Annotated in this window: 21 protein-coding genes and 1 rRNA gene; 11 read left to right on the top strand and 11 right to left on the bottom strand. The window is 69.0% G+C overall.

Annotated elements, in window-relative coordinates; translation table 11 throughout:
- The first annotated feature begins 122 nt into the window (after window positions 1–122).
- From PUT80_RS37130 to PUT80_RS37095, 8 genes are all read left to right on the top strand, one after another.
- The gene (locus PUT80_RS37130; RefSeq protein WP_275294909.1) at window positions 123–350 is read left to right on the top strand and encodes a DUF3311 domain-containing protein; all 228 of its coding nucleotides are present in this window, start codon (window positions 123–125) and stop codon (window positions 348–350) included.
- A gap of 4 nt (window positions 351–354) precedes the next feature.
- Window positions 355–1,860: a sodium:solute symporter family protein gene (locus PUT80_RS37125; protein WP_275294908.1), complete on the top strand. Its 1,506-nt coding sequence runs from the start codon at window positions 355–357 to the stop codon at window positions 1,858–1,860.
- 13 nt (window positions 1,861–1,873) lie between these two features.
- The gene (locus PUT80_RS37120) at window positions 1,874–2,410 is read left to right on the top strand and encodes an XRE family transcriptional regulator (RefSeq protein WP_037818260.1); all 537 of its coding nucleotides are present in this window, start codon (window positions 1,874–1,876) and stop codon (window positions 2,408–2,410) included.
- Between the two features lie 176 nt (window positions 2,411–2,586).
- Window positions 2,587–3,522 carry an AraC family transcriptional regulator gene (locus PUT80_RS37115; RefSeq protein ID WP_037818259.1) on the top strand — a complete coding sequence of 312 codons (936 nt, stop codon included), beginning with the start codon at window positions 2,587–2,589 and terminating at the stop codon, window positions 3,520–3,522.
- Window positions 3,523–3,572: 50 nt separating this feature from the next.
- Window positions 3,573–4,400, top strand: coding sequence for a carbohydrate-binding protein (locus PUT80_RS37110; protein WP_037818258.1), 828 nt, complete (start codon window positions 3,573–3,575; stop codon window positions 4,398–4,400).
- A gap of 148 nt (window positions 4,401–4,548) precedes the next feature.
- Window positions 4,549–4,911, top strand: a complete 363-nt coding sequence (locus PUT80_RS37105) for a YciI family protein (protein ID WP_037818257.1) — start codon at window positions 4,549–4,551, stop codon at window positions 4,909–4,911.
- Complete coding sequence (locus PUT80_RS37100; RefSeq protein WP_275294907.1) at window positions 4,908–6,113, top strand: sigma-70 family RNA polymerase sigma factor; 1,206 nt, start codon at window positions 4,908–4,910, stop codon at window positions 6,111–6,113. The genes PUT80_RS37105 and PUT80_RS37100 overlap by 4 nt, the downstream gene beginning before the upstream one ends.
- Entirely contained in the window at window positions 6,113–6,958 is an 846-nt protein-coding gene (locus PUT80_RS37095; RefSeq protein ID WP_275294906.1) for a hypothetical protein, read from the top strand. The genes PUT80_RS37100 and PUT80_RS37095 overlap by 1 nt, the downstream gene beginning before the upstream one ends.
- A 47-nt stretch (window positions 6,959–7,005) precedes the next feature.
- On the opposite strand, the gene PUT80_RS37090 is transcribed toward PUT80_RS37095, so the two are convergent.
- Both PUT80_RS37090 and PUT80_RS37085 read right to left on the bottom strand, forming a co-directional pair.
- Complete coding sequence (locus PUT80_RS37090) at window positions 7,006–7,893, bottom strand: hypothetical protein (protein ID WP_134732840.1); 888 nt, start codon at window positions 7,891–7,893, stop codon at window positions 7,006–7,008.
- Window positions 7,894–8,090: 197 nt separating this feature from the next.
- Window positions 8,091–8,687: a TetR/AcrR family transcriptional regulator gene (locus PUT80_RS37085; RefSeq protein WP_037818407.1), complete on the bottom strand. Its 597-nt coding sequence runs from the start codon at window positions 8,685–8,687 to the stop codon at window positions 8,091–8,093.
- 72 nt (window positions 8,688–8,759) lie between these two features.
- Between PUT80_RS37085 and PUT80_RS37080 the strand changes: the two genes are divergently transcribed.
- Window positions 8,760–9,611, top strand: coding sequence for an oxidoreductase (locus PUT80_RS37080; protein WP_037818254.1), 852 nt, complete (start codon window positions 8,760–8,762; stop codon window positions 9,609–9,611).
- A 143-nt stretch (window positions 9,612–9,754) separates the two neighbouring features.
- Here the strand turns inward: PUT80_RS37080 and PUT80_RS37075 are convergent, their stop codons facing one another.
- From PUT80_RS37075 to PUT80_RS37065, 3 genes are read right to left on the bottom strand one after another with little or no spacing between them, the layout of a single operon-like run.
- Window positions 9,755–11,926 (bottom strand): xanthine dehydrogenase family protein molybdopterin-binding subunit, encoded by a 2,172-nt coding sequence (locus PUT80_RS37075; protein ID WP_275294905.1) that lies wholly within the window; start codon window positions 11,924–11,926, stop codon window positions 9,755–9,757.
- The gene (locus tag PUT80_RS37070; protein ID WP_134669751.1) at window positions 11,923–12,885 is read right to left on the bottom strand and encodes a xanthine dehydrogenase family protein subunit M; all 963 of its coding nucleotides are present in this window, start codon (window positions 12,883–12,885) and stop codon (window positions 11,923–11,925) included. Before PUT80_RS37070 ends, PUT80_RS37075 begins: the two co-directional genes overlap by 4 nt.
- Entirely contained in the window at window positions 12,872–13,324 is a 453-nt protein-coding gene (locus tag PUT80_RS37065; RefSeq protein WP_043834505.1) for a (2Fe-2S)-binding protein, read from the bottom strand. Before PUT80_RS37065 ends, PUT80_RS37070 begins: the two co-directional genes overlap by 14 nt.
- Before the next feature lie 232 nt (window positions 13,325–13,556).
- Here PUT80_RS37065 and PUT80_RS37060 point away from each other — a divergent pair, with 232 nt between their 5' ends.
- A complete protein-coding gene (locus PUT80_RS37060; protein WP_275294904.1) occupies window positions 13,557–14,108 on the top strand; it encodes a TetR/AcrR family transcriptional regulator in 552 nt (183 codons plus the stop codon).
- Window positions 14,109–14,299: 191 nt separating this feature from the next.
- Here PUT80_RS37060 and PUT80_RS37055 read toward each other — a convergent pair whose 3' ends face one another.
- The 5 genes from PUT80_RS37055 to PUT80_RS37035 all read right to left on the bottom strand — a co-directional run bounded on the left by PUT80_RS37055 (window position 14,300) and on the right by PUT80_RS37035 (window position 20,132).
- Window positions 14,300–14,728: an acyl-CoA thioesterase gene (locus PUT80_RS37055; protein ID WP_134669755.1), complete on the bottom strand. Its 429-nt coding sequence runs from the start codon at window positions 14,726–14,728 to the stop codon at window positions 14,300–14,302.
- A 10-nt stretch (window positions 14,729–14,738) separates the two neighbouring features.
- A complete protein-coding gene (locus PUT80_RS37050) occupies window positions 14,739–17,714 on the bottom strand; it encodes a bifunctional [glutamine synthetase] adenylyltransferase/[glutamine synthetase]-adenylyl-L-tyrosine phosphorylase (RefSeq protein ID WP_275294903.1) in 2,976 nt (991 codons plus the stop codon).
- Between the two features lie 30 nt (window positions 17,715–17,744).
- A complete protein-coding gene (locus PUT80_RS37045; RefSeq protein WP_037818247.1) occupies window positions 17,745–18,875 on the bottom strand; it encodes an inorganic phosphate transporter in 1,131 nt (376 codons plus the stop codon).
- Between the two features lie 94 nt (window positions 18,876–18,969).
- Window positions 18,970–19,719, bottom strand: coding sequence for a type 1 glutamine amidotransferase (locus PUT80_RS37040; RefSeq protein WP_134669759.1), 750 nt, complete (start codon window positions 19,717–19,719; stop codon window positions 18,970–18,972).
- Window positions 19,716–20,132: a rhodanese-like domain-containing protein gene (locus PUT80_RS37035; protein ID WP_275294902.1), complete on the bottom strand. Its 417-nt coding sequence runs from the start codon at window positions 20,130–20,132 to the stop codon at window positions 19,716–19,718. Before PUT80_RS37035 ends, PUT80_RS37040 begins: the two co-directional genes overlap by 4 nt.
- Window positions 20,133–20,256: 124 nt before the next feature.
- Between PUT80_RS37035 and PUT80_RS37030 the strand changes: the two genes are divergently transcribed.
- Window positions 20,257–20,694, top strand: coding sequence for an Lrp/AsnC family transcriptional regulator (locus tag PUT80_RS37030; protein WP_043834514.1), 438 nt, complete (start codon window positions 20,257–20,259; stop codon window positions 20,692–20,694).
- Window positions 20,695–20,821: 127 nt separating this feature from the next.
- Here the strand turns inward: PUT80_RS37030 and rrf are convergent.
- Window positions 20,822–20,938 (bottom strand): 5S ribosomal RNA (gene rrf / locus PUT80_RS37025).
- Between the last annotated feature and the right edge of the window lie 5 nt (window positions 20,939–20,943).

Here is a 20,943-nt window from a genome sequence, read left to right as displayed (position 1 = left end):
CACTGCGCAACCCTCTCTCGCGCCGCCACGATTGTCGTCATTGACGCGACACAATTCATCGCTCACACTGATGCACATTCATCCAGGCTGAACACATCGACGTGGGTAGCTGAGGAGCGATCATGACCCGAACCGCACCAGGCAACCGCCGCCGCTGGCATTGGCTTCTGCTCGTCGTCCCGTTCGTGTGGTGCGTCGCGGCGATCCCCCTGGTCAACCGGATCGACTACGTCTTCGGCTCGATCCCGTTCCTGCTGGTGTGGATGACCGCGGGCGTGCTGATCGGCTCGGGCGCGATCGGTCTCGTCTACGCGATCGACCGCCGCCGCGGCGATCTGGACCGGGTGTAGCGCGATGGCACTGGCACTCGCTCTCCTGATCGCGGTCGGCTCGATCGTCTGGGGCACCGTCGCCGCCGCGCGCGGCCGGGCGATGAATCTGCAGGAGTGGTCCGTCGGCGGACGCCGGTTCGGCACCTGGCTGTTCTGGTTCCTGCTGGTCGGCGAAACCTTCACGACGTTCGCGCTGCTCGGCGCGTCGCAGGGCGTGTTCAGCAACGGCGCGCCCGGGTTCTACGTCCTCGGCACGGTCGTGCTGACCGCGGCGGTCGGCTACTGGGTGGTGCCGAAAATCTGGCGCGCGGGCAAACAGCACGGCCTGGTCACCATGGCCGACTACTTCACCACCCGCTTCGAAGCCCGCTGGTTCGGCGGCCTGATCGCGGTCTTCGGGATCGTCGCGCTGCTGCTGTACGCCCAGGTCCAGTTGACCGGGCTCAGCCTGATCCTGGCGAGCCTGTTCGGCAGAGAGGTCCCGTCACTCGTCTACGTCGTCGCCGGCGGGGTGCTGGTCGCCGGGTTCGTGCTGGTCGGCGGGATGCGCAGCGCCGCGTTCACCGCGATCGTCAAGGACGTCCTGCTGATCGCGATCCTGCTCGTGGTCGCGATCGGCGCGGCGGACGCGGCCGGCGTGAGCGGTCCGCTCGGTGTGTTCGACGCGATGAAACAAGCGCACCCGAACGGCGCGACACTGCCCGGACTCCACGGTTCGACCGCCACGAACACCTGGTGGTGGATGAGCTTCCTACTGCTGACGCCGTTGGGCTCGTTCGCGCTGCCGCACATGTTCCAGGTGTCCTACAGCGCGAAGGACGTCGCGACGATCCGCCGCAATCAAGTCGTCCAGCCGCTGTATTCGCTGTTCTACGTCCTGATCGTGATGATCGCGCTCGCCGCGGTGCTCGCGCTGCCGAAGCTGACCGACAAACAGGCGAACGCGTCGCTGCTGATTTTCGTGCGCGAGAAGTATCCGGAATGGGTCATCGGGTTGCTCGGCGGCGCGGGCATTCTCGTCGCGCTCGTGCCGACCGCGGTGCTCGTGCTCGCGGCCAGCAGCCTGTTCACCCGCAACGTGCTCGGGGCCCGGTCGAAGAAATGGGCCTCGTCGCTGACTGCGATGCGCGTCGGCGTTCTCGTTTTCACTGCGCTTTCCGTACTTCTTGTCGCGCACAGCAACGAAAAACTGTTGAGCATCATGACGAACGTGTACAGCGCCGTCGGCCAGCTCGCTCCCGCGCTGTTCCTTTCGATGCTGTGGCGCCGGGTCACCGCGCCCGGACTGGCGGCGGGTGCGTTGTGCGGCGGGCTGATCGTCGGCGTGCCCGCGCTCGGTTCGCTCGTCGCGCACGCGATGCCGCCCGGCACCGTCGTCGGATTGCCCGCGCTCGTCGTCAACCTGATCGTGACCGTGGCGGTCAGCCTGGTGACCCGCCCGCCGTCGCGAACCGCGGTCGAAGTCGGGACAGGGGACCGCCCAGCGGGACCCGCGGAGGCCAGTGACCTGCGCCGGAGCACCGTTTGACGATAATGATCGGGTGACCGTGACGAGGATCCGCGAATTCCGCACCCTGCGCGGGCTGACCGTGCGCCAGCTCGCCGACCAGGCGGGCGTGTCGACCGGGTTGATCAGCCAGGTCGAGCGGGGCGTCACCGACCCCAGCCTGGAAACCATGCGGCGCATCGCCGAGGTGCTCGACATCCCGCTGTTCAGCCTGTTCCAGGAGCCGGACGAGGAAACCGTCGCGGTGATCCGGCACGACGACCGGTACCGGATCTCTTCGCCGCACCACGCGATCACCTACACCCGCGCCTCCCCCGGCGGCGCGAAGCTCGAGGTGCTCGAAGGCGTGCTCGAACCCGGCGGCGCCTCGTCCGACGAACTGCGCTCGCATCCCTCCGAGGAATGCGTGGTGGTGATCGCCGGACGGCTGACCGTCCAGGTCGGCGAGCAGACGCACGTGCTCAAGACCGGCGACAGCTGCCACTTCGATTCGACCATCCCGCACCGCTTCCGCAACGACGGCCGGACCACCGCGCGCTTCCTCGTGAGCGTCACTCCACCGAGTTACTGATCCGACCAAAAGCAGGCCGCCCCCGCAGCGGCACGCAACCGTCGCAGCGAAGTCATAGGCCGTGGCTGTGGTCGGATCAGTAACCATCCGGCACAGTACTGATACTTCCGTCGGAAGTATCAGAGCCGAAATTGGTCTAGACTTTTCGTTCCGAAACCGGCGAAAAGGACGGACTGATGCGAGGGACGACGGTGCCTCCGGGAATGTGCTGCCGACCGGTCAAAACCGGTGAACTTCCGCTGCACCGGCTCGAGGTGCCCGCTCCGGACGCGGTGCCGTTCGCGGTCGGGTCCTTCGACGCGGTGGGCCCGTTGTCGAGGGCGGAATTCCCGCACCGGCACACGTTTTACGAAATCGTGCTCGTCACCGGAGGGACCGGCGCGCACGTGGTCGACCTGACGCGGTGGGAGCTGAGCCCGCCGCACCTCGGCGTCGTCACGCCGGGCCAGGTGCACCACTGGGAGGCGAGCGAACTCGCCGGATCGGTCGTGTTGTTCACCGACGATTTCCTGTTCGACCATCCGGCCGACCGAGAAACCCTGCGCAGGCTGCGCGAACGGCCGTGGCTGCGGCTGGACCGGGCCGAACACGACCGGACCGCGCGGCTGATCGCCGAACTCGAGGAGGAATTCCGCCGCGGCGGCGAGGACGGCGAATCCGTGCTGCGCGCGCTGCTGCACGTGTTGATCGTGCGCGCCGGGCGGCTTCCCGGGATTCCGTCCGCGCCGGCACCCGCCCGCGCCCGCGCGGTAGCGGCGGAATTCGCGCAGCAGGCGGAAAAATCCGAGCTGGGACTGTGGTCGGTGCGCGCGCACGCCGAACGGCTCGGCGTCACTCCGGGCTATCTCACCGAGGCCGTCAAGGCGGCAACCGGGCGTACCGCGGCGGAATTGGTGCGCGAGGCGCGGACCCAGGAGGCGAAACGGTTCCTGCTGCGGACGAATCTGTCCGTGCGGCAGGTGGCCAGCCGCGTCGGATTCGCTGACCCGGCCTACTTTTGTCGGTTCTTTCGGCGCGAAACGGGGTTGAGCCCCGGCGGATTCCGCCGCACCGGCGACACCGCCCCGAAGATTCACCACGACTGCATGACTCCGTCCATCGCTGCGGGCTGATCTCCTCCCTACCGTCGAGGGGAATCCCGAGCCCCCACCGAGGAGCAGGCATGGACGAAGACAGAAAGTTCAGCCGCAAGGCAGTGCTGAAGGCCGCGCTGGCCGCCGGAGTCGCCGCGCCGGTGGCACTCGTCGGCGGCCCCGCCTTGGCCCGCACGAATTTCGCCGGCGGGCAGAAGGTCGAGCCCACCCCGTACTGCCACGACGGCGACGAGCCGACGATCGACCAGACCGAAGGCCCGTACTTCAAGCCGAACTCCCCCGAGCGCAGCGTGCTCGTCGACGCCAACACCCCGGGCCAGCGGCTCACCGTGAGCGGCTACGTGTTCGGGCTGTCCTGCCAGCCCGTCAGCCGCGCACTGCTGGACTTCTGGCAGGCGGACGTGAACGGCGCGTACGACAACGTCGGGTACACCTTCCGCGGGCACCAGTACACGAACGACCTCGGCGAGTTCAAGCTGACCACGATCGTGCCCGGCCTCTACCCCGGCCGGACGCGGCACATCCACGTCAAGGTGCAGGCCCCCGGGGAGCCGATCCTGACGACCCAGCTGTACTTCCCGGGCGAACCGCGGAACAACACCGACACGATCTTCGACCCGCGGCTGCTCATGACCGTCCGCGACGCCCCGAACAACGCCAAGGAGGCGGCGTTCGACTTCGTGCTCAACGTCCAGCAGACGCCGACCGGCGGGCCCTCGACGAGTCCGACGTCGCCGACCGGCCAGCCCGGCGGGACGTCCTGGACCGCGGGCAAGTCGTATACCGCCGGCACGCGCGTCACGTTCAACGGGGTCAGCTACGTGTGCCTGCAGGGCCACACCGCCCAGCAGGGCTGGGAACCGCCCAACGCGCCAGCGTTGTGGCAGAAGGGCTGATCTCCTCCCCACGAGAACGGCGGGCTCCCCCGGGCCCGCCGTTCTCCGTTCTCCGGGAATTTCCGAGAAGCCCGGCACGCGCTGTCGAGTTACGGTCGACGCGTTCGTCTTCCATTGCGAACTCGCCGGACCGGCCCTCGGAGGACACATGCTGTACCTGCTGGTGATCTACAACTGCGACCGCCCGGAACCCGGCGATCCGGCCTTCCCGGACGCGCTGGCCAGGGTGAACGCGTTCGCCGACGAATGCCGCCGGCGCGGGGCGCTCGTGTCCGAGCATCCGCTGCAAGGCGAGCACACCGCCACCACGGTCAGCGTCCGCGACGGGAAGACGCTGATCACCGACGGGCCGTTCCTGGAGACCCACGAGCATCTCGGCGGCGTCTACGTCCTCGACTGCCGCGATCTCGACGAAGCCCTCGAACTCGCCGCGCTGTGCCCGATGGCCGCGGTCGGCACCGTCGAGGTGCGCCCGGTCGCCAGTGTGCCCGGGCTGACCGGCCACGCATGACGTCGCCGCTGCTGCGGGAGGTCTATCGCGAGCACCGGGCCCGGATGCTCGCGGCGCTGGTCCGCGTCCTCGGCGACTTCGAACTCGCCGAGGACGCGCTCCAGGACGCCTGCGCGCTCGCCCTGCGCAGCTGGGGCGACAAGCCGCCGGACGACCCCATGGCGTGGCTGCTGACCGCCGCCCGCAACAGCGCGATCGACCGGCTCCGGCGCGCCCGCCGCGGCCTGGAGAAGCTCGCTCAGCTCGGGGGACAGCCGGAGGTCACGGTGGATCGGTCCGAGGACAGCCTGCTCGCGATCGGCGACGAACGGCTCAGTCTCGTCTTCACCTGCTGCCACCCCGCGCTCGCCGAGGAGGCCCGCGTCGCGTTGACCCTGCAGGCGGTGGCCGGGCTGACCGCGGCGCAGATCGCGCGGACGTTCCTGGTCAGCGAGGCGACGCTGGCGCAGCGGCTGGTGCGGGCCAAACGCAAGATCCGCGACGCCGGGATCAGCCTCGCCGTACCGGCCGATCATCTGCTGCCGGAGCGGTTGTCCGGGGTCTTGGCGGTGTTGTACTTGATCTTCACCCAAGGCTACACCGCGCCGGAACACCGGGAGCTGCAACAGGAAGCGATCCGGCTGGCGAAACTGGTCGCGACGCTCATGCCGGACGAACCCGAGGCGCTCGGCCTGGTTTCGCTGCTGCTCGTGCACGATTCGCGCACCGCCGCCCGCTACACGCCCGACGGCGACGTCGTGTTGCTCGAAGACCAGAACCGAAGCCGTTGGGACCACGGCGAAATCGCCGAAGCGATCGGTCTGCTGGACCGGGCGCTGCGCTTCGAGAATCCCGGGCCGTATCAGTTGCAGGCCGCCATTGCCGTCCAGCACGCGCAGGCTCGTTCCGCCGCGGACACCGACTGGGCGGCGATCGCTGGGCTCTATCAACGTTTGTACGAAACGAATCCGTCTCCGGTGATCGCGTTGAACCACGCCGTCGCGGTCGCCATGGCCACCAGCCCGGAAAAAGGCCTGGCGCTGATCGACGGTATCGACGGCCTTGACCGGTACCACCTCATGCACGCCGCGCGCGCCGATCTGCTGTGTCGGCTCGGCCGTACCGACGAGGCGATGGCCGCGTACCGGCGCGCCCACGAACTCGCTCTCAATCCAGCCGACCGGCGATTCCTCGCCAGCCGCTTGACCACCTTGGAGTCCTGATGAGACTGTCCATTCTCGACAACGGGCATCGCTTGCGCGCCAAGATGTTCATGTCGGCCACGTCGAAACAGCCGCCGGACACAGTCAAGATGCTGTTGTACCGGCCCGGCTTTTTCGCCCGGCCGTTGCTGGACGTCACCGTTCCGGCGATGCGCGGCCCGTCGTTCTGGACGGCCGGGGAACGCGAATTCCTCGCCATGTCGACGGCGTTGCTGCACGAGTGCCCGTTCTGCATCGACTCGCACGCGGAGCTGATCCGGATCGCCGGACAAGGCGAGATCGACCCGTCGCGACTGGAAGCGGCGCGGCCCGAGGTGCGCACCGTTCGGGCGTTCCTGGAGACCGTCACGCTGAACCCGGACCAGATCGTGCTGCCGGATCTTCCGCCGGAGGCGATTCGCGAAGCGCTGCGGGTGAATCTGGTGTGGAACATCGTCAACCGGCTCGCGAACGCGTTCGGCTTCGTGCTTCGCGAAGGGCAACTGGAGAGCGCGACCCGTGCCTTGCACAAATTCGGGTACCGGTTCCCCGGGTTTCTGCTCGCCGGTGGTCCGAGCGGCAAGCACGAGGATCCGGTGGAGAACCTGCGGTATTCCGTGTTCACCGCACCCGCGTCAACCGACCCGGCATTGCGCAAAGCAGCGGCCAGCGGCGACGGTTTACCTGCGCCGTTGCAACCGTTCACGGAAAAGGTTCGCGACGCGTCTTACCGGCTCACCGACGCCGATTTCGCCGAGCTGACCACGAAATACCAGGAAGACGAGGTCTACGAGATCACCGTCGCCGCGGCCGTCGGCGCCGCGTTGCGCAGTTTCGACGCCGGGCAACGGAAACTCACCGCATAATGCGAACCGGCGGCCAGGACGCACCCGGCCGCCGGTTCGCGATCCGCTCAGGGGCGGTAGAGCTCCTTGACGACGTCGATGGTGTCGTTCTTGTCGACGTGGATCTCGGCGTACAGCGGCTTCGCGCCGGTCAGCGCGTCCATCAGAGCCTGCTCGGTGCACGGGTTCGTGCCGCGGCCCTGCGGGTCGAGGGCGACCTCGCCGCCCGGGCACAGTTCGGCCGCGCCGAAGACCTGCGCGGTCTTGCTCACCGGGAGCCGGTAGGTCTTGGCGTCGGCCGGGACGAACTGGCCGTTGTCCGGGCCGCCCTTCTTCCAGGTGACCAGCTGGAACTGGGCCATGTTCACCGAACGGTCGAACCCGGCGAACTGCACGGTCTGCGTCGTGTTCGGGAAGCGGCGCGTCGGGGCGGCGGGCTGCTGGCCGCCGGTGCCGCCGGTCGGCGCGGTCTTGATCATGAACTCGGTGCCGCCGTCCTTGCCGCAGTTGACGACGCCCTGGGCGAATTCCTCTTCCGCGCCCAAGGCGCAGTCCCAGTGCCCTTCAATGCCGAGGACCCGGTGGCCGGGGCCTTCGCCCTGCGACGGCGCCAATTCGTAGTATTTCGTCATCACGTTGAATGCTTCGGTGCAGCCGGGAATGGTTCCGTTCGCGCTTTGCACTGCGATCAGATCCATTTGCTTGCCGCCAGCCGGGCCGACCTGCCCGCCGTGCTTGCTGCAGTTGACATCGCCGTTCGACGTGGCCGCGGTGCCTGCCGCACCTGCGGAACCGCCCTGCGGGCTCTGCTTGACGGCCGCCGCGTCGGAAACGCTCTTCGCCGCGGAACCATTTCCGTCGACATTGTTTCCGCTGCACGCGGAAAGCAACGCGGTCGCAGCGACCGCCCCGCCGACCATGACCAGCTTCATCGACTTCATCGCGGTGAATCCCATTTCGTGCTCCCCGTGTCTTTTGGCGAATCTCTGCCCACAAAGACGTGAAGCACCGAATGACGTTGCCTCGAAGTTCCGCGGAGAGCCATCGTTGCCCCAATGTCGCGCCCGCCTGGTCCGTGCGGGCACGACCTCGAAGGGCGTCGCAACCCGCTAGTACACGTCGGTCTCCGATGTGCCCGCCGAGCGGCCAGGCGCTAGGCCGGGATGCCGAGCGCCGCCAGCCACACCCGGGTCAGCGTCGCGGCCGCGTCGTCCAGCGAACTGTCCGCGATAAACGCCTGATAGAAGACGCGTTCGGTCATCCAGACCAATGCCGCGGCGACCTCCGCCGCGGTCCCGGACGGAAGTCCGGAGCGTTCGGCGACGCCTGCCATGGTGTCGGCGAGCGCGACCACCGCGGAGCGCCACGCCTGGTCGATCGCCGGCACTGACGGGGAGAGTTCGACCGCCGTGCGCATCACCGTGCCGTGCTCGCGCCACATCCGCGCGGTCTGCTCGAGCCCTTGCCGGACCGCGTCGCCGGGAGCCGCGGCGGCCGCGTCCACCGCGGCGACCTCGGCGCGCAGCTTGGTCACCGTCCGCTCGACCAGCGCGGCGAGCACCTCGTTCTTGGACCCGAAGTAGAAGTAGAGCGCGCCCCGGGTGATCCCGGCTTCCTGCGCGATCGTGGCGACGGTCATGCACGCCCCGCCCGTCTCGTTCAGCTGCTGCTCCGCCGCGTCGAGAATCGCGCGTTCGCGCAGGTCTCCTTTGGTCGGAGCCGTCCGGCGGCGGGTGCTTCGCTCTTCCACCTGCACGTTCTATCACGCCGACTATTTTTGACGCTGTGCAGATTTTTCTCGACGCGGTGTAGAGTTTGCTGCATGACCAAGCTCTTCCTGATCACCGGCGCCAGCTCAGGGCTCGGCCGGGCGTTCGCCGAGGCCGCGCTCGAAGCCGGCCACACCGTCGTCGGCACCGTCCGCAAGCAGGCCGACGCCGAGGAGTTCGAGCAGCTCCGGCCGGGGAAATCCCTCGCGCGCATCCTCGACGTCACCGATGACGAGGCGGTGTTCCGAACCGTCGACGAGATCGAGGCCGAGGTAGGGCCGATCGACGTCGCCATCGCCAACGCCGGGTACGGCCACGAGGGCGTCTTCGAAGAGTCGACGATGGCTGAGCTGCGCGCGCAGTTCGAGGTGAACGTGTTCGGCGTCGTCGCGACGGTGAAGGCGGTGCTGCCGTACCTGCGGCAACGGCGGCGCGGGCACATCCTCGGCGTGACGTCGATGGCCGGGCTGATCACCGTGCCGGGCACGTCGTTCTACCAAGGCAGCAAGTACGCCGTCGAAGGCATTCTCGAAACGGTGGGCAAGGAAGTCGCACCGTTCGGCGTGCACGTCACCGCGATCGCGCCGGGATCGTTCCGCACCGACTGGGCGGGCCGGTCGATGGTCCGCACCGACCGTTCGGTGCCGGACTACGACCAGGTGATGAACCCGATCCGCGACCACCGCCTCGCGGCCAGCGGCAAACAACTCGGCAATCCTCAGAAGGCCGCGGAGGCGGTGCTGCACATCCTCGACGTGCCGAACCCGCCCGCGCACCTGGTCCTCGGCTCCGACGCCCTCCGCCTCATCGCGAACGGCCGCGCGGCGGTCGACAAGGAGATCTCGGAATGGGCGGAGCTGAGCCGGTCCACGGACTTTCCGGACGGGGCTCAACTGCCTGGCTGAGCCGCGGTGAACATCCGCGAGGGGAAACGCGGAAAAGGCGCAACCGCGCTGCGGCGCACTCCCCGACGAGCCGCGAAACCGCCGAGTCCGAACCGCCGGTTAAGCCGGAAGGGGGCGCCCGCACCCGGACGCCCCCTCCTCGGTCACTCCACCAGCAGATCCTCGATCATGATCGGAATGCTCCGCACCCGGATGCCGGTCGCGTTGCACACCGCGTTCGCCACCGCGGCCGCCATGCCCACCGCGCCGATCTCGCCGACACCACGGGCTCCGACCGCGTTGTGCAGCGTGTCCGGGTACTCGACGAACTGCACGTCGATCTCCGGGATGTCGGCGTTGACCGGCAGCAGGTAGCTCGCGAAGTCCGCGTTCGCCGGACGTCCGCTCGGCTCCGTTTCCAGCCCCTCGTGCAGGGCCGCCGAAACGCCCCAGATCATGCCGCCGGACAGCTGGCTCCGCGCCTGCGTCGGGTTGATGATCCGGCCGCCGTCGAAGACGCCCAGCATCCTCGACACCCGGACCTCGCGGGTCAGCCGGTGCACCCGGACCTCGCAGAACTGTGCGCCGAAGGAGCTGAACGAATGCTTCGTCATCTCCTCGCCCGGAGCCGAGGAACCCCTGGCGGACAAGGATTCCCGGCCGATCGCGCGCAGCAGTTCACCGAACGGCATGGTGCCGTTGTTGCCGTGCAGCAGCCCCTCGGCGTACGTGACGACCTCGCCCTCGAACGGCGCGCCCGGCTCGGCGGCGAGCGCCACCAGTTCGTCGAGCAGTTCGGTGGCCGCGAGCATGATCGCGGTGCCGGTGCTCGCCGTGGCGGTCGAGCCGCCGGACATGCCGCCCGGCGCGAACCGGGAATCGCCCAGGTGCGGGGTGACGCGTTCCGGGTCGATGTCGAGGGATTCGGCCCCGATCGTGGCCAGCACGGTGAGCAGCCCGGTGCCCGGGTCCGCCCCGCCGGTGGACACGTCCGCGGTCCCGTCCGCGTTCAGCACGATCTCGACCGTCGCCGGGAAGCGCAGCCCCGGGAACATCGCGGTGGCCGTGCCCATGCCGACGAGCCAGTCCCCGTCGACGTGCCCGCGCGGCGACCGGTTCGCCCAGCCGAACCGCTGCGCCCCGACCTCGTAGCACTCGTCGAGGTGCTTGCTCGACCACTGCAGATCGACGCCGGGAGGAGCGAGCGAACTGTTGCGCTTCCGCAGTTCGATCGGATCCATCTCCAGCGCGATCGCGAGTTCGTCGATCGCGCTTTCGAGCGCGAACGAACCCGACGCCTCCCCGGGTGCGCGCATGAACGTGCCCGGCGGGATGTGCAGCGGCACCATTTTCTGGCTGATCGACAGGTTCTGCGTCGAGTACCACTCGCGCGAGGTGCCGTGCGACGTCGGCTCCACGAAGGACCGGCTCATCGACGTGGCCGACCAGGAGTCGTGCTGCACCGCGATCAGCGTGCCGTCGCGGTCCGCGCCCAGTGCGATCTTCTGCACCGTGGCCGGCCGGTTCGCCGTCGTCGTGAACACCTGCTCGCGGGTGAGCGCGCACTTCACCGGACGGTCGAGCGCCTTGGCGGCGGCCGCGGCCAGCATCCCCGGAGCCGAGGTGCCCGCCTTGCCGCCGAACGCGCCGCCCACGTACGGGTTCACCGCGTGCACGGCCGACGGCTCGATGCCGAGCACCCCGGCCATTTCCATGGCCTGCAGGTAACTGGCCTGGTTTCCGCTGTAAAGGGTGAGCTCGCCGCCGTCCCACTTCGCGACCGCCGAATGCGGCTCCATCGCAGCGTGGTTCTGCGTCGCGGTGCGGTAGGTCTCCGAAACGACGACCGCGCTCTCCGCCAGTGCGTCCGCGATGGACTCGACACCGTCGGCGAGCACCTCGATCGACGGCGCGCTGCCCCGGCTTTCCGGTGCGTCCTCCGCGGTCGCGAGCCCGTCCTCCATCGACGTCAGCGCGGGCTTCTCCTGGTAGGAGACCTCGATCAGCCCCGCCGCGTCCCGTGCCTGTTCGAACGTCTCCGCGACGACCAGCCCGATCGGCTGCCCGTAGAACACCACGTCCCGGTCCTGCAGCGGGAGCCACAAATCGCCCATCAGCTGCGACTTGAACGGGTGCAGCTCGAGCGGGTCGAACGGGCTGTAGACGCTCACGACCCCGGGCGCGCTCTTCGCCGCGGTGACGTCCATCGCGGTGATCTCGCCGTGCGCGATCGTGCTGAGCACGATGTACCCGTACAGCATGCCCGGGAACGTGCGGTCCAGCGCGTAATCGGCCTGGCCGGTGACTTTCCGCGGACCGTCCAGCCGCGCACTCATGCCCGGCTCCCTTCGGTCAGTTCGAGCAGCGCGCGGACGATCGTCCGCTTCAGCAGCGAAGGTTTGAACACGTTGCCGGACAACGGCTTTGCCCCCTCGACGGCCACCGCGGCGGCAGCGGCGAAGGCTTCCTCGGTCAGCTCCGCGCCGCGCAGCGCCTCTTCCACGGCGGGCAGCCGCCACGGAACCGTCCCGACTCCGCCAGCCGCCACGCGGGCGTCGGCGATCTTCCCGTCGCGCACGTCGAGCGCGACCGCCGCCGAGCACAGCGCGAACTCGTACGACTGCCGGTCGCGGATCTTGACGTACGTCGAGTTCTCCGCCCAGTCGAGCCGCGGCACGCGCACCTCGGTGATCAGCTCGCCCGGACGCAGGTCGTGCTCGATCTCCGGGGTTTCGCCCGGCTGCCGGTAGAACTCGGTCAGCGGGACCGTCCGGGTGCCCTCGGCGCCGGCCAGCACGACCTCCGCGTCGAGCGCGACCAGCGCGACCGCGACATCGCTGGCGTGGGTGGCCACGCAGGAATCGCTGGTGCCGAAGATCGCGTGCATCCGGTTGACGCCGGAAATCGCCGAACAGCCGCTGCCCGGAGCACGCCGGTTGCACGGCATCGCGACGTCCCGGAAATACGAGCACCGGGTGCGCTGCATCAGGTTTCCGCCGATGCTGGCCATGTTCCGCAACTGCTGTGACGCGCTGAGCAACAGCGCGCGCGAGATCGCCGGGTACACGCCGGGATGCGCGGCGATGTCGCCCATCCGCTCCAGCGCGCCGAAGCGCAGTCCGTCCGCGGTGTCGATGCCCCGCAGCGGAAGGTCGTTGATGTCCAGCACCTGCTGCGGGGTGAGAACGTCGAGCTTCATCAGGTCGACCAGGGTGGTGCCGCCCGCGAGATAGGTGCCCGCGCTGCCCAGCGCGTCCTCGACGGTGGCGGGTGCGGTGAGCTCAAACGGTCGCATCGGCCTGCCTCGCCTGCTCCACGGCGCGCACGATGTTCGGGTACGCCGAACAACGGCACAGATTTCCGGACATGAACTCGCGGACGTCGGACACGTCGTCGCGCACCGCGGCGACCGCCGACATCACCTGCCCGGACGTGCAGAACCCGCACTGCAGCGCGTCCTGGTCCACGAACGCCTGCTGCACCGGGTGCAGTTCGTCCTCGGCGGACAGTCCTTCGACGGTGGTGACGGGACCGCGCACGGCGGCCGCGAGCGTGAGGCAGGACAGCACCGGCTTGCCGTCGACGTGCACGGTGCAGGCGCCGCACTGACCGCGGTCGCAGCCCTTCTTCGGGCCGGTGATGCCGAGCCGCTCGCGCAGCGCGTCCAGGAGGGTCACTCCCGGCTCGACGCCGAGCTCCTCGGTTGTTCCATTGACTTCAAGGGAAATGTCCACAGTAGGGTTCGCTTTCCCGCAGCCCGTCCGCGGCGGACGTCCTGCGGCGTGATGGTGGTGGTGACGGCCCTTCGGGAACGCGAGCCGCCGGAGGTTAAACCGGATATTCATCCGCTTGGCTCGCTTTGACCGAGGCTAGCGGATTAGAATCCGCTACGCAACGAAGTGGAGCTACTCCAGGTGACGCTGGAGCAGCTCCAGGTCAGGCAAGCGAAGCACCCCGGGAGGCGCGATGCCGGTGAGCCCGCGGCGGGCGGACACCCGGCGCAACCACGAACGGATCCTCGCGGTCGCGGCGGAAACCGTGAGCCGGGCAGGAGAAGTGTCGTTCAACGCGGTCGCCAAGGAGGCGGGCGTCGGCGTCGGCACGGTGTACCGGCACTTCCCCACGCCGGAGTCGCTGGTGCTGGCCGTCTACGAACGCGAGGTGAACCAGCTCGTCGAGATCGTGCCCGAATTGCTCGCCGAGTATTCCCCCGATCAGGCGCTGCGCGTCTGGATCGTGGACCACCTGGCGCACTACATGATGACGAAACGCGGGCTGGCCAACGCGTTGCGCGCGTCGCAGAGCGAACTGCCGACGCAGGCGTACGCGCGGATGCTCGACGCGCTCGACACCTTGCGCGAGGCGAACGCGGCGGCGGGCACGATCCGCCCGGATCTGAAGACGGAAACCCTGATGCGCGGTCTCGGTGGGCTGTTTTTCCTTACCCCGGAAGGAGATTGGAAAGCCGAGACGGAAGGGGTGGTGGACCTGGTGTGGCACGGGATGCGGCTGGACTGACCCCCGGCGTCAAGCCGCGGTGAGGGTTTCGATGATCGTCCTCGCGCTGGCTTTCGGGTATGCCGTCGGACCGTCACCGCGAATTCCGGGGCATCGGCCTCGCGGTCGGCCGGATTCATGCCGGTCAGGGCGGCAAGTTGCCCGAGCACCGCTCCCACGCCAGCGGCCTCGAAAGTCTGGGCCAGGCGCGCTCACTCCGAAGTGGACAGCACCTTCAGATCGACCCCGGCCCGCTCGAAATGCCCCCGCGGATCCGGCACCAGCTTGCGCTTCTCCAGATCCATCAGCCCCAGCGTGCACTTGATCTCGGCCGACAGCGTCCCGTCCAGTTTGACGATGCGCGAGGTCATCCAGAACACCTTGCCGTCGCCGAACGAGGCGTCGCAGGTCACGTCCACCACGTCGCCGGCGCGCAGTTCCCGCCGGTACACGATGTTCGATTCGAGCAGCACCGGCGCGAGCCGCGATTCGTGCAGGGTGTTGCCGCCTGCCGCCTCGAAGACCTCCAGCCGCGAAACCTCGCCGTACGAGTGGTAGACGGCGTGGTTCAGGTGGCCCAGCGTGTCGAGTTCGTAGTGGCGCACCTTGATCCGGGTGCGGAACGGTTCGCGGTCGGTCACGAGGTCCAGGCTAGTTGTCGTAGAAGAGTTCCTCGACCACGGCGTGCGCGTGCCGCGTCACACGGCGGTAGGCGTCGAGGAACTCGCCGGGGTCGTCGTCCACCGAGTAGCCGAACACGCGCGCCACCGCGGCCAGGTCGCGGCCGGTGCCGGGCACCTCGTCCGCTGCCTTGCCGCGCACCAGCATCGTCGCGTTGCGCACGCGCGTGGCCAGGAGCCAGGCCTCGCGCAACGAGTCCACCGCCTCGGCCGACGCGAGGCCTGCCTCGGCTAAGGCGGTCAGCGCGTCGAGGGTCGACGTCGTCCGCAGGCCAGGCACCTCGTGCGCGTGCTGCAACTGCAGAAGCTGGACGGTCCACTCGACGTCGGCGAGACCGCCGCGGCCGAGTTTGGTGTGCCGGGTCGGGTCGGCGCCACGCGGGAGCCGTTCGGTCTCCACCCGCGCCTTGATCCGCCGGATTTCGCGCGCGTCCGTCGGGTCGAGCCCGCCTTCGGGATAGCGCAACGGGTCGATCATCTCGATGAACCGCTGGCCGAGCTCCTCGTCCCCGGCGACGAACCGGGCCCGCAGCAACGCCTGCGATTCCCACACCTCGCCCCAGCGCTGGTAGTACGCGCGGTACGACTCCAGCGTCCGCACGAGCGGCCCGCTGCGTCCTTCCGGCCGGAGATCCGCGTCGACGACCAGCGCCGGATCCGCGCTCGGGGCGCCGAGGATCTTCCGCACCGTTTCCGCGACCGACGAGGCGAACCGCAGCGCTTCGGCGTCCGGAACCCCTTCCGCGGGCTCGCAGACGAAAAGGACGTCGGCGTCCGAGCCGTAGCCCAGTTCCGCCCCGCCGAGCCGTCCCATGCCGATGACCGCGATCGTCGCCGGAGTGCGCCCCAGCTCAGCCTGCCGTTGCCGGTAAGCCGCCGACAGCGCTCCCTGCAGCACCGCGACCCACACGCTCGACAGCGCTTCGCAGACCGACGGAACATCCAGCAGTCCCAACAAATCCGCGCACGCGACGCGAAGCAACTCATGCCGACGCAGCGACCGAGCAGCGGTGACCGCCGCGCTCAGCCCAGGCTGACGGCGTACGGCGGCCCGAAGCGACGTCGCCACTTCGGCTGGCGTACGTCCGGTCAACCGAGCCGGATCTCCCAGCAGCTGCAGCACTTCCGGCGCGCGGACGAGCAGGTCCGGAACCAGGTTCGACGTGCCGAGCAGGAAAGCGAGCCGCTCGACGACCGTGCCCTCGTCACGCAGCACCCGCAGGTACCACGGCGTGTCCTGAAGCGCCTCGGAAACCTTGCGATACGAGAGCAGCCCACCGTCCGGATCCGGCGTGTCAGCGAGGCAATCGAGCAACACCGGAAGCAGCGCCTGCTGAATCGCCGCGCGCCGCGACACCCCGGCGGTCAACGCCTTGATGTGCTGCAACGCCCCTTCCGGCGCGGCATACCCGAGCGCGGCGAGGCGGCTCGCAGCCTGTTTCGTGGTGAGCCGCAACGCTTCCGTCGGCACATTCGCCACCGACTGCAGCAGCGGACGGTAGAAGACCTTCTCGTGCAGCCGCCGAATCCCCTGCGCGTGCCGGCGGAACTCGGCGAGCAACGCCTCGCCCTGACTGCGTCCGCGCACCGGCCGAATCCCGCAGGCACGGGCGAGAATCCGCAGCTCGTCGGTGTCCGACGCGGCCGGGAACAGGTGCGTCCGCCGCAACCGGCGCAACTGCAGCCGGTGCTCGACGGTGCGCAGGAACTCGTACGACGAGCTCATCTCCGCCGCGTCCGCGCGGCCGACGTACCCGCCGTCGCCCAGCGCGGCCAATGCGTCCAAAGTGGACGAAGAACGCAGCGCGGGATCGACCCGGCCGTGCACGAGCTGCAGCAGCTGCACGGCGAACTCGACGTCGCGCAGGCCGCCGCGGCCCAGCTTCAGCTCGCGTTCGAGATGCTCCGACGCGACGTGGTCCTCCACCCGCCGGCGCATCTGCTGGACCTCGGTCACGAAGTTCTCTCGGTCCGCGGCCGACCACACCATCGGCGCGACCATCTCCGCGTACTGGCGGCCCAGTTCGGCGTCGCCCGCCACCGGACGCGCCTTCAGCAAAGCCTGGAACTCCCAGGTCTTCGCCCACTTCTGGTAGTACGCGGTGTGCCCTTCGAGCGTGCGCACCAGCGCTCCGCTCTTGCCTTCCGGCCGCAACGCCGCGTCGACCTCGAAGCACGCGTTGCCGACCAGCCGCATCATCGTGCTGGCCAGCCGGGTCGCGACGCCGAGGTCGCCGGCCCCGACGAAGATGACGTCGACGTCGCTCACATAGTTCAGCTCGCGGCCGCCGGTCTTGCCCATCGCGATCACCGCGAGCGTGCCTTCGGCGGACGCGCCGACCTCCTGCTCGGCGACGACGAGCCCGGCCTGCAACGAAGCCTCGGCGAGAGTGGTCAGCTCGCTGGCTACATCGCGGAACTCCGGATGTTCCAGCCCGGGTTCGACGAGGTGGCCGAGGTCAGCCGCGGCGATGCCGAGCAGCAGCCCGCGGTAACCGGCCCGCAGCTCGGATTCGGCGGCGGTCCCGGTGAGGTACGTCCCGTCGTCCTGCCGGACCCGCTCGAGCAGCCGCTCCGCGAACTTCGCCGGGTCGGTGCACCGGTTGTCCGCGAGACACCGCCACTCACCCGGATTGGCGACGAGGAAATCCGCCAACGCGGTGGAGGTGCCGAGCACGCCCAGTAGCCGACCTCGGAACGTGCGGTTCTCGCGGAGCGTGCTGTCCAGCTCAGACCAGCCGGGTTCGTCGGCCTCGCGAATGCGGTCGAGCCCGGCCAGCGCGAGATCCGGATCCGCGGCACGGGAGAGAGCGAGGAGGACGTCGGTGGCACCGTCGGCGGGTCCGCCTTCGGTCCACCAGCCCGCGGCGCGCAGTTGACCGTCGGCCCGGGTGTCAGTGAAGCCGTACCTGGCCGCCGAAGCTGTGGTCCGCGCGCGCTCTGCCATTGCTCACACCGTAGCCGGACCCGGGGCGGTTCAGGCAGCCAGGCGGTCCGGTTCGGTGTCGACAGCGGAGGGTTCGGGGACCTGGAAGCTGTGCGCGGTGACGGGTTTGCGCCGGGAAAGGAGGTAAATCCCGGCCGCGAAGAGAATCCCGGCGACGCCGACCGCGATCGTCCCGGCCTCGCCGAGCGAGGCGATCTTGCCCGCCGCCGCGCCGACGATCGCCGCCGCGGGCAGCGTGAACAGCCACGCGAGCACCATCCGGCCCGCCATCCGCCAGCGCACCGGAGCCTCACGACGGCCCACACCGGAGCCGATGATGCCGCCCGAGCAGACGTGCGTGGTCGACAGCGGGAAACCGAGGTGCGAGGACAGCAGAATCACGACAGCGCTGCTGGTCTGCGCGGAAAAGCCCTGCGGGCCTTCGATGTCGGTGAGGCCCTTGCCGAGGGTATGGGTGATGCGCCAGCCGCCGAGGTAGGTGCCGAGCGCGAGCGCGGACGCCGCGCTGATGATCACCCAGACGGGCGGCGCGGACCCGGCCGGGAGACTGCCGGCCGCTACGAGGGTCAGGGTGATGACACCCATGGTCTTCTGCGCGTCGTTGGTGCCGTGCGCGAGCGAAACCAGCGATGCGGAGACGATCTGTCCGACCCGGAAACCCCGGCCGCCGCGCTTGCGCACCAGGAACCGGTAGACGAAGTACGTGACCGCGGCCGCCGCCACGCCCGCGATGATCGGCGACGCCGCGGCCGGGACGAGCACCTTGTCCACGATCTTGCCGAAGTGGACGGAGTCCGCGCCCGCGGACACCCAGGTCGCGCCGATCAAGCCGCCGAACAGCGCGTGCGACGAACTCGACGGCAGGCCGACGTACCAGGTGAAGAGGTTCCAGACGATCGCCCCGATGAGCCCGCCGAACACGATGGCGGGCCCGATCCTCGTCTCGTCGACGAGACCGCTGGAAATCGTTTTCGCGACCTCGACCGACAGGAACGCGCCGGCCAGGTTCAGCACCGCGGAGATCGCGACGGCGACGCGGGGCCGGAGTGCTCCGGTGGCGATCGAGGTCGCCATCGCGTTCGCCGTGTCGTGGAAGCCGTTGGTGAAATCGAAAACCAGCGCCGTGCAGATCACGACGACAACGAGCAGCGAGGGGTCCACCCCGACCTCCGAACCCTACGGAAATACCTCTCGCAAGGTACCTGACCGTTTGGGTGAACCGTTAACTCGCCGTAAGTGATTCCGACGTCATCCGTTAAGCGAGCGGCAACTGGCGTTGACTTTCCGGAGCCGCCTCCAGCCGACCGGCGGCCAACTGGACGAACCGGTGCGCGAACGGACGCCACGTCTCGGCGATGTCCGCGTGCGCTGAGATCAGGCTCTCCTCCTCCAGCGCGCCCGGACGGGTGAGTTCCGCCATTTCCGGTGCCGCCTCGGCCCAGGCGCGGACGACGTCCGGCGTGGTCTCGATGTGGAACTGGACACCGTAGACACAACGGTTCATCCGGTACGCCTGGTGCGGGTACTTCGGAGTGGACGCGAGCAGCTCGGCGCTCTGCGGCAGGACAGTGACGACGTCGCCGTGGAACTGCAGGACGTCCGGGAGGAAGGGCATGTCCGCGAAGAGCGGATCGACCCACGCGGCGTCCTTCTTGGACACGAGCCCCGGCCCGACCTCGGGACCGGACTCGCCCTTCGCGACCTGCCCGCCGGTCGCGACGGCGAGCAGCTGCGAACCGAGACAGATCCCGAGCGTCGGCAAGGCATGCCCCGCCGCGGTGGCGAGCAGCTTCCGGACGTCGGCGAGCCAGGGGTGCTTCGCGTCGTCGAGCGCGCCCATGCCGCCGCCGAGACAGATCAACCCGTCGTACCCGTCGAGGCTCGAGGGCAACTCCTGCTCCGGCGGCAGCCGCACGTCGAGTTCCGCGCCGGCCTCGGTGAGCCACTCCCCGAGCGGGCCGATGGGATCGCTGGCGTCGGGCTGGATGATGAGCAGACGAGTCACGGCGTCCAGGGTACGGGCTCTCCGGCCTCCGTCGGATAGCCGTGGGCGAGCCAGGTCGTGATGCCGCCGGAGAGCCGCTTCACGGTGAAGCCGAGCTGCGCGAGCCGGTACGCACCCTGGGTGGCGGCGTTGCAGTAGATGCTCTCGCAGTAGCAGACGTAGACGAGGTTCCGGTCGAGGTCACGGGTGCTTTCCTCGGTCATTTCCCGGTACGGCAAGCAGATCGCGCCCGGCAGGTGAGCTTCGGCGTACGCGCCCGGGCTGCGGGTTTCGACGAGGACGTAGCCGTCGGTGCGTCCGTCGGCGAGGTCCTGGGCGAGGTCGACCGGGTCGACCTCGAAGGCGAGCTCACGCCCGAAGTACTCGACGGCGTTGGCGGCTTCGTGGGGAAGGGAGAGGATGCGCGGTTTCACACTGGTGATCCTCCCGTTCCGGTCCTGGTCCGGGACAGGGGAAGATCCAGGTGTTCCGCCGTCCTCACCAGGGTTTTCCGGGTCTGGACGGCAGTTGGCCTGGAGTTTCTGAGAGGGTGCCGCGATGGACCTGGACGACGTTGACCGGCACCTGCTGGAGCTGCTCCAGTCCGACGGCCGCCTGACGTTCTCGGAACTCGGCCGCCGGGTCTCGCTGTCCGCCCCCGCCGTGACGGAACGAGTGCGCCGGCTGGAACAGCGCGGGGTGATCACCGGCTACGCAGCACGTGTCGATCCGGAGAAACTGGGCCGCCCGATCCAGGCGATCGTCCGGGTTCGTGTGCGGAGCCTGGACGGCCCGCGCTTCCGCGAGACGATCCTTCCGCTGCCGGAGATCACGGACGCCGATCACGTCACCGGTGACGAGTGCTGGCAGCTCCGCGTGCACTGCCGCACGACGGCCGAACTGGAGCGTTTTGTGGAACAGGCCCAGCGCTACGGCGAGACGACGACCTCGCTGGTGTTCTCGTCTCCCGTCCGAGGCCGCGGGCTGCCGCTGTGACCCGGACATGACGAAGGCCCGGTTCCCCATGCGGGGGTCCGGGCCTCGTACTTGTCCGTGAAAATGAGTCTGGGCCCCGGGAAAACCCATTTCGGGTTCTCGACCGGGGCCCAGACTGTCAGGTTAAGTTCGGCGGTGTCCTACTCTCCCACAACCCTTCGGTTGCAGTACCATCGGCGCAGTCAGGCTTAGCTTCCGGGTTCGGAATGGGACCGGGCGTTTCCCTGACGCTAAAACCACCGAAACACT

This window comes from Amycolatopsis sp. La24 (genome assembly GCF_029087445.1).
Lineage (GTDB): Bacteria > Actinomycetota > Actinomycetes > Mycobacteriales > Pseudonocardiaceae > Amycolatopsis > Amycolatopsis nivea.
Note: the sequence above shows the minus strand (reverse complement) of the source record. Positions and strands in the feature narration are given on the sequence as shown.